This window comes from Nitrosomonas eutropha (genome assembly GCF_003201195.1).
GTDB classification, from domain to species: domain Bacteria; phylum Pseudomonadota; class Gammaproteobacteria; order Burkholderiales; family Nitrosomonadaceae; genus Nitrosomonas; species Nitrosomonas eutropha.
Map to the genome: position 1 here is coordinate 1 of NZ_QICQ01000013.1, position 12,829 is coordinate 12,829.

Annotated in this window: 12 protein-coding genes; 6 read left to right on the forward strand and 6 right to left on the reverse strand. The window is 47.8% G+C overall.

The window, feature by feature from the left end; translation table 11 throughout:
- The first annotated feature begins 281 nt into the window (after positions 1–281).
- Together C8R14_RS06185 and C8R14_RS06190 are read left to right on the forward strand one after the other, a co-directional pair.
- A complete protein-coding gene (locus C8R14_RS06185) occupies positions 282–1,373 on the forward strand; it encodes an efflux RND transporter periplasmic adaptor subunit (RefSeq protein ID WP_011634069.1) in 1,092 nt (363 codons plus the stop codon).
- Positions 1,370–4,456 (forward strand): efflux RND transporter permease subunit, encoded by a 3,087-nt coding sequence (locus C8R14_RS06190; protein WP_011634070.1) that lies wholly within the window; start codon positions 1,370–1,372, stop codon positions 4,454–4,456. The genes C8R14_RS06185 and C8R14_RS06190 overlap by 4 nt, the downstream gene beginning before the upstream one ends.
- Positions 4,457–4,463: 7 nt before the next feature.
- Here C8R14_RS06190 and C8R14_RS06195 read toward each other — a convergent pair whose 3' ends face one another.
- The 3 genes from C8R14_RS06195 to C8R14_RS06205 all read right to left on the reverse strand — a co-directional run bounded on the left by C8R14_RS06195 (position 4,464) and on the right by C8R14_RS06205 (position 7,601).
- Positions 4,464–5,948, reverse strand: a complete 1,485-nt coding sequence (locus C8R14_RS06195) for an alpha-amylase family glycosyl hydrolase (RefSeq protein ID WP_011634071.1) — start codon at positions 5,946–5,948, stop codon at positions 4,464–4,466.
- 159 nt (positions 5,949–6,107) lie between these two features.
- A complete protein-coding gene (locus tag C8R14_RS06200; RefSeq protein ID WP_011634072.1) occupies positions 6,108–6,947 on the reverse strand; it encodes an SDR family oxidoreductase in 840 nt (279 codons plus the stop codon).
- 60 nt (positions 6,948–7,007) lie between these two features.
- Positions 7,008–7,601, reverse strand: coding sequence for a gamma carbonic anhydrase family protein (locus C8R14_RS06205; RefSeq protein WP_011634073.1), 594 nt, complete (start codon positions 7,599–7,601; stop codon positions 7,008–7,010).
- Positions 7,602–7,631: 30 nt separating this feature from the next.
- Here C8R14_RS06205 and C8R14_RS06210 point away from each other — a divergent pair, with 30 nt between their 5' ends.
- Both C8R14_RS06210 and C8R14_RS06215 read left to right on the forward strand, forming a co-directional pair.
- The gene (locus C8R14_RS06210) at positions 7,632–8,108 is read left to right on the forward strand and encodes a glutathione peroxidase (RefSeq protein ID WP_011634074.1); all 477 of its coding nucleotides are present in this window, start codon (positions 7,632–7,634) and stop codon (positions 8,106–8,108) included.
- A 22-nt stretch (positions 8,109–8,130) separates the two neighbouring features.
- Entirely contained in the window at positions 8,131–8,703 is a 573-nt protein-coding gene (locus tag C8R14_RS06215) for a DNA-3-methyladenine glycosylase (RefSeq protein ID WP_011634075.1), read from the forward strand.
- Positions 8,704–8,884: 181 nt separating this feature from the next.
- Here C8R14_RS06215 and C8R14_RS06220 read toward each other — a convergent pair whose 3' ends face one another.
- The 3 genes from C8R14_RS06220 to yhbY form a co-directional block, all read right to left on the reverse strand.
- Complete coding sequence (locus C8R14_RS06220; RefSeq protein ID WP_011634076.1) at positions 8,885–9,268, reverse strand: CBS domain-containing protein; 384 nt, start codon at positions 9,266–9,268, stop codon at positions 8,885–8,887.
- A complete protein-coding gene (locus C8R14_RS06225; RefSeq protein WP_011634077.1) occupies positions 9,265–9,675 on the reverse strand; it encodes a CBS domain-containing protein in 411 nt (136 codons plus the stop codon). The genes C8R14_RS06220 and C8R14_RS06225 overlap by 4 nt, the downstream gene beginning before the upstream one ends.
- 98 nt (positions 9,676–9,773) lie before the next feature.
- Positions 9,774–10,154: a ribosome assembly RNA-binding protein YhbY gene (gene yhbY, locus C8R14_RS06230; RefSeq protein WP_011634078.1), complete on the reverse strand. Its 381-nt coding sequence runs from the start codon at positions 10,152–10,154 to the stop codon at positions 9,774–9,776.
- A 33-nt stretch (positions 10,155–10,187) separates the two neighbouring features.
- Between yhbY and C8R14_RS06235 the strand changes: the two genes are divergently transcribed.
- The gene (locus C8R14_RS06235; protein ID WP_011634079.1) at positions 10,188–10,808 is read left to right on the forward strand and encodes an RlmE family RNA methyltransferase; all 621 of its coding nucleotides are present in this window, start codon (positions 10,188–10,190) and stop codon (positions 10,806–10,808) included.
- Between the two features lie 91 nt (positions 10,809–10,899).
- Positions 10,900–12,828 carry an ATP-dependent zinc metalloprotease FtsH gene (gene ftsH / locus C8R14_RS06240; RefSeq protein WP_011634080.1) on the forward strand — a complete coding sequence of 643 codons (1,929 nt, stop codon included), beginning with the start codon at positions 10,900–10,902 and terminating at the stop codon, positions 12,826–12,828.
- Position 12,829 lies beyond the last annotated feature (1 nt).

Sequence of the window (12,829 nt, forward strand, 5' to 3'; positions counted from 1 at the left end):
TTCTCATACTCCCAGAGATTTTGAACAGGTTCTCAGGCCCTATACTCTAGCTTTATCATTTGTTTCCAAATCTCACGAAAAGGAAAAGACTTTTTATTTTTAAGAAGATAAAGGGTATATATTTGATAATATTCCTCGATTCTTTACCTCTTGCGGGGGACACATTCTGATTGTGTGTGAGACAGCTGTCTACCGAGTGATCCGGTAAATTTACAGCTGGGATAATCTTGATGTGGTAGATCACGTGGTTGCCATTTGTGGATTACAGGAGAGCGTTGACTGTGGTGTTGAGTAGGGCAGAGAAACTGTTGTGTATCGTTCTGATGCTGATGCTTACTGCTTGTGGTAAGCAGGAAGAGGTTATAAAAATAGCTAACCCGCCAGCAGTCAGTGTAGCTACGGCCAGGAATGTGTCTATAGAAGTACGAGAGGAATCCATTGGTTCACTGGAGGGCATAATGGATCCCACGATCGCGGCGGAAGTATCTGGGCGTGTCCTTAAAGTATTGGTGCGCCAGGGGCAACATGTGAAAAAAGGACAGGAAATTGCTTTGTTGGATCCGGCGGATCATCAGCTGCTACGACGTGAAGCGCTCAGCGAGGTGGCAAGACTGGAGGCGTTGCTGGAAAACCAACAGCGTTCAGTCGAACGTAATACCCGGCTGGTAGAACGAAATTTTATTTCCCAGATCGTGTTGGATGATGTCAAGACTCAGGAAATAGCATTGCGCCGGCAGCTGGAAGGAGCGAAATCCCGTCTGGCCACAATTGAACATAATAAATCTAAGACACGCCTGTTTTCGCCAATGGATGGAAAAATTGAATCCCAGACCGTTGTTGAGGGAGACTATGTCAAGGTTGGCGATCCGTTGCTACAAATTATCAGTAATCAGCATTTGCGTGCACATCTGCCATTCCCGGAAAGTATTGCTTCATATATCAGACCGAATCTTGAAGTTAGGCTGAGCACACCTACCTCTGATACTGAAATTATTTCCCATATCAGGGAATTGAAGCCTGCAATTGGTGTTAGCAATCGGGCGATTGATGCACTTGTCTATATTGAGAACCAGCCTGGTTGGCACGCGGGTGCAAGCGTTAGTGGTGTGGTCATCCTTGGCGTGCGTGAGAATGTAGTGGTTGTGCCGGAGCAGAGTGTAGTGCTCAGGCCGGCAGGCCAGGTGGTTTATGCTATCAATGGCGAGCAGGTTGAACAGCGTGTCGTGCGAACCGGATTAAATCAGGATGGAATGGTTGAAATCATTGATGGCGTACAAGCAGGTGAGCAGATAGTGCTGGATGGTGCAGCTTTTCTTACCGACGGCACCAAGGTCACTATACAAAGGGAAATACTGGGGCAAGCGAATTCATGACGCTGCCAGAGCTGTCGATCAAGCGCCATGTGCTGGCGTGGATGGTTTCAGGATTACTGGTATTGCTAGGTGTTATCAGTTATCAGCGAATTGGAATGGATCGCTGGCCATATATCGAATTTCCAGTCATTTCGGTAACTACGACACTGGCTGGAGCAAACCCTGATATTGTTGATGCCAGTATTACCGGCATTATTGAAACCGCCATTAATACCATTCCCGGTATTGAACATGTGCAATCCAGCTCTTCTCCGAGTGTCTCAACGACAACAATCACCTTCGTTCTGGATAAGAATATTGATGTTGCCTATAACGAGGTGCAGGCAAATATCAGCCAGATTCTGAAACGTTTGCCAGATGATACCGACCCGCCAATCGTACGCAAAATCGAAACTAACGCACAGCCTGTGATGTGGCTGTCGCTGCAGGGTGATCGGACTTTACAGCAACTTAATCTGTATGGATTTAATGTCATCAAGAAAAAACTGGAAACCATTGATGGTGTCGGTGAGGTTCGTCTGGGAGGGCGGCGAGATCGCACGATACGAATCAATGTTTTGCCCGAGCGTATGGCTACCTATAACCTGGCTGCCAGCGATGTCATCAATGCTTTTCGGCGCGAGCATATTCAGCTACCGGGTGGCTTCCTGACAGGTAAAAACACGGAGAGATTAATCAAGCTGGATTTAGAGTTTCATAATCTAAAAGATGTGGGCAATCTGATCGTAGCTTACCGTGAAGGTGCTCCGATCAGATTGAAGGAAATTGCAGAGATTGCGGATGATCTGGCTGATTACCGCCAAGTGGCCCGATTCAATGGGCTACCCTCGCTAGGACTGGGAATTGTCAAGGTTTCAAATGCCAACACGGTTGCTATTATCGATGAAGTTGAGCGCCGGCTGGCAGAAGATATCAATCCGAGCTTGCCGCCCGGGATGCGTATCAGTATTTCTTCCAGTGATGCGATTTTTATCAAGGAGCTGGTATATGCACTGCAGGAACATCTAGTCGAAGGTACCTTGCTAGCTGCGCTGATCGTCTGGTTGTTTCTGCGTTCAGTGCGTTCAACGCTGATTATTGCGACTGCAATTCCGGTATCACTGATGGGTGCCATTGCTGTCATGTATTTCTCGGGTTTTACTTTTAACACCATGACGTTGCTGGCTTTGCTGTTGCTGATCGGGGTGGTGGTGGATGATGCCATCGTGGTGTTGGAGAATATTTTCCGGCATATGAGTCGCGATCAGGCAAGGCACGGTAAAGTGGATGTGGTGGCTGCCTCGATTAGAGGCAGTCACGAAGTGGTATTCGCTGTCATGGCAGCTACGCTGGCGCTGGTATGTATCTTTGCACCAGTAATCTTTATGGAAGGTATCATCGGCAAATTCTTCAAGTCATTTGCTGTGGTTGTTACCTTTGGTGTGCTGATTTCCCTGCTTGTTTCATTAACGCTGACACCTATGCTGTGTTCACGTTATTTGCGTGTCGATCGGAAACATGGTCGTCTCTATTATTGGCTGGATAACTGGTTTGATCGTATGGATCAGCGTTATGTTTTGCTGCTGACGTTTTCCATACAGCATCGTTGGAAAGTCATTGTGCTTACCATCATAATGGTATTGAGCAGTATTTTCTTCTTTGGGAAAGTAGATAAGGAATTTTCTCCAGAAACGGATGAAGGTGTATTTACAATAACGTTCAGAACGCCACTTGGTTCAAGTATTGACTATACCGATTCCCGCCTCAGGTTGATCGAGCGTGTGTTGGCAACGTATCCCTCAGAGGTTATCAGTTATTTTGGAATGATTGGGGCCGGGCAGGATGGCCAGGTGAATAAAGGGTTTGTCAATGTACGCTTGTATGATCGAAACGCCCGTAATATGAGCCAGAAGGTGTTGATGCGTGAACTGAGAGAACATTTCGATAAAATTCCTGGCGTCCGGGCGTTTCCTGCCCCGATTTCCATTGTGCGTGGCCAACGCTCAGAAAAATTACAATTTAATTTGACTGGCTCCAATCTGCAGAAAGTGGGGCGTCTGGCTAAGGAAATGCAGCTACGGTTGGGAAGAATTCCAGGGATGGGCAAGGTTGATCTTGATCTTGATCTTGATTTGCCGCAGCTGATCGTGAATATAGACCGGACACGTGCTGCCAGTCTCGGTATATCTGCAACCGATATTGCCACGGCAATCAATATGTTTACCGGTGGTGTTGACGTGGCCAGATTCAACGATGATCCCGGGGATGGGCAACGCTATGAGATCCGGATTAAAGGTAAGGAAGATCGGTTTAGCCAGTTGGACGATCTGAAAAAGATTTATCTGAGAAGTAACGGGAATGAGCTGGTAAGACTGGATGCGGTTGCTGAATTTCGGGATACCCTGGGTGCCGCGTTAATCGGGCGCTTTGATCTGCAATATGCGGCGATGTTCTATATCAACCCTATACTGCCGCTGGATAAAGCAACCGATAGTGTATTTCAGCAGGCTACTGAATTATTGCCGCCGGGTTATACGGTAAAACTTACCGGGCAGGCGGAAGAATTGGCCAAGACGATGAAGAGTACCGTATTTATTTTTACGCTTGCACTGATTTTGCTTTACATGGTGCTGGCCAGTCAGTTCAATTCCTTTCTGCAGCCGCTTATCATTATGGTGGCACAGCCACTTGCCATTATTGGCGGTATTTTTGCCTTGTGGCTGACGGGCAATTCACTCAACATCTTTTCTATGATCGGGCTGGTGTTGCTGATCGGCCTGGTGGCAAAAAATTCCATCCTGTTGATTGATCTAACTAATCAACTGCGTGAACAGGGCAAGTCTATTGATGCAGCTCTTAAGGAGGCCTGTCCGATCCGGCTGCGGCCAGTGCTGATGACCTCGTTGACTGTCATCCTCGCACTGCTGCCGGCAGCGATGGGGCTGGGGGCCGGTGCTGAAACCAATCGCCCGCTTGCTGTTGCAGTTATCGGGGGCATGGTTTCCTCAACACTGCTTACATTAGTGGTGGTGCCGGCCGTTTATTCCCTGGTGATGCAGACAGTGGATAAATTGCATCTCTCCCGGCGTGCCTCCACTGAATGAGTTGAGGTTAAGGTTGCTTTTCCAGAATGCGGTAACCCCAGGCAGGCAGGTCAACAAAAAGCTGAGTAATATTTTCTATCCGAACTGGTAACGATTCACTCGGATTCATCAGATCATGCCAGCTCCCGGTACTTTCTTTTGGTTGTAAATCAGCAAACTCCACTAGACATTGGCCCGGATGGGGTGCGTAGTTGACGATGATTAGCAGAGAGTCACTGTTTTCTCCCTGCCAGCGGTATGCGATGAAATTATTCCAAGTCCCATTCTCTTTCTGGGCCGGCAAGCATTCCAGCAATACCCAGTTTCCCTGTCGTAACACCGGATTTTTCAGAATCTGCAGTAGCTGTTGATAAAAGTGACTGAGTCTGGAGTCTGTCGGCTCAACCGGACTTCTGCATAAGTGAATCGGGATATGTACCCGCTTGCCTTCCAGTTGTCCAGCCTGAAAAAAACGCATCCCTGGTGCCAGATAATTGATCATGGCTGCTGCTTCATGCACAGTCGGTGGAAAAACAGTTGCCGCGCGCTGCTCATCGTGATTCTCCAAGAACCGGGCGAGTTTGCGCTGATAAGTGATATCTGCTGTGAGATGGTCGTGCACAGGTTTGGGAACTTGGCTAAGTAGCCGATCATATAATCGTTTGTCGTAAGTGTAATCAAATCCTTGCTGCTGCAGCATCCATTCCAGATCCCAGTACACTTCAGCCAGAAAAAGGAAACCCGGAAATTGTTTGCGGACTGCCTGAATGGTGGCAGGCCAGAAGGAGGTAATAGAGCGCTGCCAAGTACGTTCAAAAATTTGCGGTAACAACAGCATGGCCATATCACAACGTACGCCGTCGCACAGCTTGGCAATGTTTAGCAGTTCTACTTGCATCGCCTGTTGTACGGCAGGATTGCTGTAATCCAGTTGTAGGGTATCTGGCCAGCCATCAAAGTAAGGGTCACGGCCATAGGCAAAAATTCGCTGATCTTTGCCAGATGAATTCGATACAAGTGCAACATAGTTTTGTGGATTGCGCTGTAAATCCTCCCGTGTCCCGTTGATATAGAACTCGGGGTGTGTCTGCATCCAGGGATGATCCAGTGCGGTGTGATTAGGAACGAAATCGAGCATGAGGCGCAATCCGCGTTCATTGAGTTTGTGGCGCAGGTGCTGCAGCGCCTTGTTTCCTCCCAGTCTGTCGGCCACCTGATAACGGGTAATGGCAAAGCAGGAACCGCAAATATCTGTCTCGGATAGATCCGGTAAGCAGGTGGCCTTAAAGCTTTTCTGCCAACCAGGCTGTGTACGTGAAACACGCTGGCCAGCTTTTCCGGTTTCCCATACGCCAAGCAGCCATACCCAGTCAAACCCCAGTTCAGCTAACCGATCCCATTCACTATCAGGCCAATCATTCAGTGGGGGAGGTGAGATAGCAGCGCGTGAAAGCTCGTACTGTCTGATGCGGGCGTTGAGCTGATACAGCAGGGGATAGGAAGGGATGGTCATAGAATATTTCTAATTTTCATCAATTTTCGGGAGAGCCAGTAGCATACCGATCAATAGTTTGCCCTTCGGCTGCAACGATAAATTACCAAGCATTCATTATGCATAATTCTTGAAAAGAATCTAACTATGTGTCTGGAAATATTTGAGCACTATATTTCTTTACTGATGCTTGTGCCCGGCCTTAGCCAATAATTTATCCAGTACAGAAACGGGCAAGATGCGCTTGAGAAGGCCAAACATGTGGGTCGGAAAGGTAACGTAATAGCGGGCATCAGGGGTACGTGATTCAAGTATACAGATCACCTTTTTCAATACGGCTTCTGGAGGCAGAGTGAAAGGGACAGTGGGTCCCTGCTTGTTCAGCCGGTCCTGAACAATGAGGTATTTCTCGCGGTGAATACTGTGCTCGATATCGATGTAGCGTTCAAACGCCTTCATTGCGTTGGCACGGAATTTCGTGGCAATTGGCCCTGGTTCGATCAGGCTGACAAAAATATTGCTCCCTCTCAGTTCCAGCCGTAAGGTATCGCTCCAGCCTTCGACTGCAAATTTGGAGGCGTTGTACGCGCCACGGAACGGCATGGCAGCAAAGCCAAGTATGGAGCTGTTTTGTATGATACGACCCTGTTCCTGCTTGCGCATGACGGGCAAGATCAGATTGGTCAGCTCCACCCAACCAAAAAAATTGGTTTCAAATTGGGCGCGCATGGCTTCCCGACTGAGATCTTCAACCGCCCCAGGCAGGCCATATGCACCATTGTTAAATAATGCATACAATTGGCCATTGCTGCGATTCAGGGTTTCTTCAACTGCGCGTTGAATTGAGCTGGAATCGTTCAGATCAAGTTGGAAACTTTCTAATCCCTCAGCAAGCAACATGTCCACACTTTCCTGCCTGCGGGCGGTGGCAAAAACACGGTAACCGCGCGTCTGCAATTCATGCGCAACGCAATAGCCAATGCCGCTGGAGCAACCGGTAATCAATATGGATTTTTTCATAAGCTGGATTTGAGCGATATTAAAATAAAAGAGGGAGTATGAGCAGCATCTGGGTGATGATCAATTTACGCTGCGGGTTGTCCGAAGTTCCCTAAAGTTCATTCTGAATACGCTTATACCCTTGTACAAGGGTATTTTGTTGGTTCTGGCGACATCCTCAGAAAATTTTGATGCTTGGGGGGTTACTTTTTTGATGGAAGCCAGGTCGGTTTTTGGCCTGATGCGTTGTGTGGAAGGAACATAAAAGCCTGGTGGCAGATCGCAGCTATCAACGACTGAATTGTGGCGAACGACACATCCTTCACCGATTGTGCAGTTGAACAGTACACTGTTAAATCCAATGAACACTCCGGGGCCGACAGTACAAGGCCCGTGTACAATTGCCCGGTGGGCGATTGAGGTGCGCTCCCTGATAGTAACTGCTGCACCCAATTTGGAGTGAATGACTACGCCATCCTGAATATTGGAATGCGCACCTATTGTAATGGGTTCCATATTTCCGGCTTCATCCACCTCATCCGCCCGAATGACAACGTATGGCCCGATAAACGCATTTTCGTGTACGACAACACGTCCACAGAGAATGGCAGTGGGATCAACAAAAGCACTTTCGTGGACGATCGGCTGATCACCCGTGGGGTTTTTTCTAATCATGATAATTTCTGAGTAGCATTATAAATAGCGATGGATATCTATGACTATGGTATAAAAACGATTGATGGGCAGAATAAACTGCTCAGCGATTATAAGGGTAAAGTCTTGCTGATAGTGAACACGGCCAGTAAATGTGGTTTTACACCTCAGTATCAGAGTTTGGAAGCGTTATATCGACGATACAAGGATCAGGGGCTGGTTGTACTTGCTTTTCCCTGTAACCAATTTGGCCGCCAGGAACCGGGTAATGAACGTGAAATTCAGGAATTTTGCTCATCCGGTTACAACATCAGCTTTCCTTTATTTGCAAAGATTGAGGTGAATGGTACCAATACCCATCCGCTCTACCAATATCTGAAGAATGAAAAACCTGGTGTGCTGGGTTCCAAGGGTATCAAATGGAATTTCACCAAGTTTCTGGTAGATAGAACCGGGAAAGTGGTTAAACGTTATGCGCCAGTTGATAAGCCGGAATCTCTGGTTGGAGATATCGAACAGTTGCTCTAATTTTATTGAATGTTTGTCGTGTATGAATCTGGTTTCATCTCTTGATATTGATTTTTCAGCTCCCTCTGCTGAAGTGGCGCGTTCCCTGATAGGCGTGACGCTTATGCTGAATGGTGTAGGTGGTCGGATTGTGGAGGTGGAGGCTTATGATCATGAGGATCCTGCCTCACATTGTTTTGGTGGAATAACGCCGCGCAATCAGGTGATGTTCGGGCCACCGTGCCATGCGTATGTCTATCGCTCTTACGGCATACATTGGTGCTTCAATATTGTGTGCTGTCCGCCAGGCCATGGTGCCGGGGTGCTGATCCGCGCACTGGAGCCGCTGGCAGGAGGATTGGATGTTATGCGGAAACGACGCGGGCTGGATAATGTACGTTTGCTCTGCGCAGGCCCCGGGCGGCTTTGTCAGGCGCTCGGAATTACTATGGCGCATAGTGGCATGCCGGTTGATATTCCTCCGTTTCAGCTTCTGCCGGCCACAACTCCGGTAACAGTTATTACCGGGCCGCGTATTGGTATCTCCAGGGCAAAAGAAATACCCTGGCGTTTTGGGTTGGCTGGGTCGCGCTTTCTAAGTCGTCCATTTCGCTGAATTTCTGCAGAAGCGAGTAAGTCGAGTCCTTGTCAGTAAGGGCTGATGTGGTTTGTGATAACCCGGAAGCTGGAAGTGTGTTTCTGAAATTATTGGCTTGATTTTTATACTTAATAGCGCTGCTGGAGAAAATAAAGTAGATATTCTTTATTTCCTCCAAGGCTTGTCGGCGTGGTTTGCTTTAGGTTTTTTCTACAATGTGGCGCAAAAGATCAGTTGAAGTAAGGATACCCCACGGCTGGTTCCCTTCTACTCTGACAATAAGACTGTTGATTTTGTTATCCAGCATTGTCCGGATAGCGGTATTAATTTCGGCGGAAGGTTCGATTACGATGGGTGCATCACTCATGAGATCCTTGACAAGATGTTCGGCTTTAACATCATTTGAGTCATGTCTGGCCATTGATAGATCTCTGTCACTCAATACGCCAACCAGTTTTCCACCATCCAGTACGGGGAGATGATGGCAGGCACATTCTTTCATTATCTCCAGGGCTTTTTCCACTGAAATATCGAAGCCTATGGTTTGAGGCATAGGCGTCATCAGATCACGAACTTGTGTCATTTTCTGCCTCGTAATATCTCAATCAGAACATCCAGTGCATCAGTTACTGTGAATATACCCTGCAGATCTCCCTTTTCATCTGCCACCAGAACGCTGCCGATTTTTTTCTCTGACATTTCCAGAATCACATCCTCGATGGAGGTGTTGCCCTGAAAAGTCACGGGATCGGACGTCATTAGATCATCTGCTCGGACCAGGAACTTTTCACGGGCACTCAATGCCGAAACGATTCTGAGATCCCGATCGCTGACGATGCCCGTGATTTTTCCATTCGACATGATGGGAATGTGGCGCACCTTGAGATTCTTGACGATATCCAGTAACTCCTCAATTGAGCTATCCTCGCGCGCGGTGACCGGATAGGGGGTGGTAAATTCCTGAATCGGCAGTTCCAGTTTTGTACTCATAAGCATCTCCATATGCGTAAACTGGTCTGAGTTATACCAGATCACTAAGTATTAGGGAATCTTGTCCGAGAGAAATAGCAATCAGTTTCTTCGGCTGTTTATTTTCTCGGTAGGGCTTTCTTCATTCGTTGCGCAGGTTTGGGTTTGCGTTTTGGTTTAAAGCCAGACTTGGATATGCTCAAAGCCGTGGTCTCGACGTTTTTTTTATCCGGGTTGATCCGGTATATAATCAAAATCTTACCGATCTGCTTGATAGGTGCGGCATTTAGAGAAAGGCAAATTTTCTCCAGCAAAGAAGTTCTCTGGTCCCGGTCGCCTTCAAGCACTTTAATCTTGATAAGCTCATGCTTCAAAAGACTCCGATCGAGCTCACTAATAATACTTTCTGCCAGGCCATCCTTGCCAATCGTTACTACCGGATTCAGGTGGTGCGCACTGGCCGTAAGCTGCCGGCGCAGAGCCATATCAAGTTCAAGCATTACAACCTTCCTAAAAACACTGGATTTTACCTGATGAAATCTGCCAGAACCAGCAGAGCCTGGATAAAAGCGCATATCAACGATAACTTTGTCCGCAAGGCTAACCACGAAGGTTATCGTTCGCGTGCGGCCTACAAATTACAGGAAATCGCCGAGCGCGATGCACTTTTTTCACCGGGAATGACGGTTGTTGATCTGGGAGCGTCGCCTGGCAGCTGGTCACAAGTGGCACTCGAATCTGTCGGGCCGACCGGAAAGGTTTTTGCGCTGGATATGCTGGATATGCAATCCTTACCTGGTGCGACATTCATTCAAGGCGATTTTCGTGAAAATGGTGTTCTGGCCGCATTGGAGAAAGTTCTGGATGGGAAACGGGCAGATCTTGTAATTTCCGATATGTCACCCAATCTTACCGGTATTCGTGTCAGTGATCAGGCTCACGGCATGTATCTGGCAGAACTTGCTTTGATGTTCTGTCGCGAACATTTGAACCCCGGTGAAAACTTTCTTGTCAAAGTATTTCAGGGGAGTGACTTTGAGGCATTCCGACAATTAATGCAGGCTGATTTTGCAAAAGTCGTCATCAGGAAACCAAAGGCTTCGCGAGATCGAAGTAAAGAGTTATATTTGCTGGGACTGGAAAAAATAATCTGATAGACTGCGGTAACAGTCCTGTAACAGATACAGATAAACCGCAGCGTTTCAAAAATTCGGTTTCGTCGAGAAGCAAAATTGAGGAGCTAATATGAATAATTTGATTAAGAACATGGCTATCTGGCTGGTGATTGCATTGGTATTGATGACAGTCTTCAATCAGTTCTCCACCCGACAGCCATCACAGCCTCCCATGGAATATTCACAATTTATCAGTGAAATGCACCAAGGCAGGATTGCCAAGGTAGTAATCGACGGTCGTACCTTGAGAGGTGCAAAAACAGATGGCCGCTCGTTTATTGTCCATTCACCTTCCGATCCGTGGCTGGTAAGTGATCTTCTAAAGGCTGGAGTGGCTGTGGAAGCTAAGCCGGAAGAAGAACCTTCCATGCTGATGAGCATCCTTGTGTCATGGTTCCCGATGTTGCTGTTAATTGCTGTCTGGATCTTTTTCATGCGCCAGATGCAAGGGGGCGGTCGTAGCGGCGGTGCTTTCTCATTCGGGAAAAGTAAAGCCAGGATGCTTGATCATAAGAGTAACAACGTGACTTTTGCGGATGTGGCTGGTTGTGAAGAAGCCAAAGAAGAAGTTGCCGAGTTGGTCGAGTTTTTGAGGGATCCTTCCCGATTCCAGAAACTAGGTGGTCGTATTCCTCGCGGTGTACTAATGTGTGGTAATCCGGGAACAGGTAAAACGCTGCTTGCCCGCGCCATTGCCGGTGAAGCAAAAGTACCATTTTTCAGTATTTCCGGTTCGGATTTCGTCGAAATGTTTGTCGGTGTCGGTGCCTCCAGAGTGAGAGATATGTTTGAGCAGGCGAAAAAACATGCACCTTGCATTATCTTCATTGACGAGATTGATGCGGTCGGCCGTCAGCGTGGCGCAGGTCTGGGAGGTGGAAATGATGAGCGCGAACAGACGTTGAACCAATTGCTGGTTGAAATGGATGGCTTTGAAGGCAATATGGGTGTAATTGTTATTGCTGCCACCAACCGCCCGGATGTATTGGATCCTGCTTTGCTGCGTCCAGGTCGATTCGATAGACAGGTTGTTGTCCCGCTGCCGGATATTCGTGGTCGGGAACAGATTTTGCTGGTACATATGCGCAAAGTTCCTATATCCCCTGATGTGAAAGCCAGTATCTTGGCAAGGGGTACACCTGGTATGTCAGGAGCTGATTTGGCCAACCTGGTCAATGAGGCCGCCTTGTTTGCTGCACGATCCAACAAACGTCTGGTTGATATGGATGACTTTGAACGTGCAAAAGACAAGATTCTGATGGGTGCAGAACGTCGTTCCGTTGTTATGCCCGAAAATGAGCGGCGCAATACTGCTTATCATGAATCGGGGCATGCGGTAGTGGCTTATTTGCTGCCTAAAACCGATCCGGTTCACAAGGTTTCAATTATCCCGCGCGGACGTGCACTAGGTGTAACTATGCAGCTTCCTGCTGAAGATCGTTACAGTATGGATCGCGATCAGATTTTGCAGACGATTGCTGTCATGTTTGGCGGCCGTATTGCAGAGGAAGTGTTCATGAACCAGATGACAACCGGCGCATCTAATGACTTTGAACGGGCAACAGATACCGCCCGCAAGATGGTGACGCAATGGGGTATGTCCGATACGCTGGGACCTATGGTGTATGGTGAAAACGAGGGAGAGGTGTTCCTTGGGCGTTCAGTTACTACGCACAGGAATCTGAGTGAAGCAACCATGAAAATGGTCGATGCCGAGATTCGTCGGATCGTTGATGAGCAATATGCACTTGCGCGCAAGATCATCGAGGAGAATAAGGATAAAATCGAGGCGATGACACAAGCATTGCTTGAATGGGAGACGATAGACAGTGACCAGATCAAAGATATTATGGAAGGTCGCCCGCCGCGTCCGCCGCAATCACCTTCTTCTTCTCCACGGCAGGATAAAGGTTCAACCAGCACAAGCGGTGAGGTAAAACAACCCGAAAGTGAGCCTGCAACAACAGAAGAAGCACCTGCTCAAAAAGTAGAAGCCTAGA

What these genes read in the sequence shown, in the direction of transcription:
- C8R14_RS06190 (WP_011634070.1), top strand. Translation starts at nt 1,370, where the DNA reads ATGACGCTGCCAGAGCTGTCGATCAAGCGCCATGTGCTGGCGTGGATG.
- C8R14_RS06195 (WP_011634071.1), bottom strand. Translation starts at nt 5,948, where the DNA reads ATGACCATCCCTTCCTATCCCCTGCTGTATCAGCTCAACGCCCGCATC.
- C8R14_RS06200 (WP_011634072.1), bottom strand. Translation starts at nt 6,947, where the DNA reads ATGAAAAAATCCATATTGATTACCGGTTGCTCCAGCGGCATTGGCTAT.
- C8R14_RS06205 (WP_011634073.1), bottom strand. Translation starts at nt 7,601, where the DNA reads ATGATTAGAAAAAACCCCACGGGTGATCAGCCGATCGTCCACGAAAGT.
- C8R14_RS06210 (WP_011634074.1), top strand. Translation starts at nt 7,632, where the DNA reads ATGGATATCTATGACTATGGTATAAAAACGATTGATGGGCAGAATAAA.
- C8R14_RS06215 (WP_011634075.1), top strand. Translation starts at nt 8,131, where the DNA reads ATGAATCTGGTTTCATCTCTTGATATTGATTTTTCAGCTCCCTCTGCT.
- C8R14_RS06220 (WP_011634076.1), bottom strand. Translation starts at nt 9,268, where the DNA reads ATGACACAAGTTCGTGATCTGATGACGCCTATGCCTCAAACCATAGGC.
- C8R14_RS06225 (WP_011634077.1), bottom strand. Translation starts at nt 9,675, where the DNA reads ATGAGTACAAAACTGGAACTGCCGATTCAGGAATTTACCACCCCCTAT.
- yhbY (WP_011634078.1), bottom strand. Translation starts at nt 10,154, where the DNA reads ATGCTTGAACTTGATATGGCTCTGCGCCGGCAGCTTACGGCCAGTGCG.
- C8R14_RS06235 (WP_011634079.1), top strand. Translation starts at nt 10,188, where the DNA reads ATGAAATCTGCCAGAACCAGCAGAGCCTGGATAAAAGCGCATATCAAC.
- ftsH (WP_011634080.1), top strand. Translation starts at nt 10,900, where the DNA reads ATGAATAATTTGATTAAGAACATGGCTATCTGGCTGGTGATTGCATTG.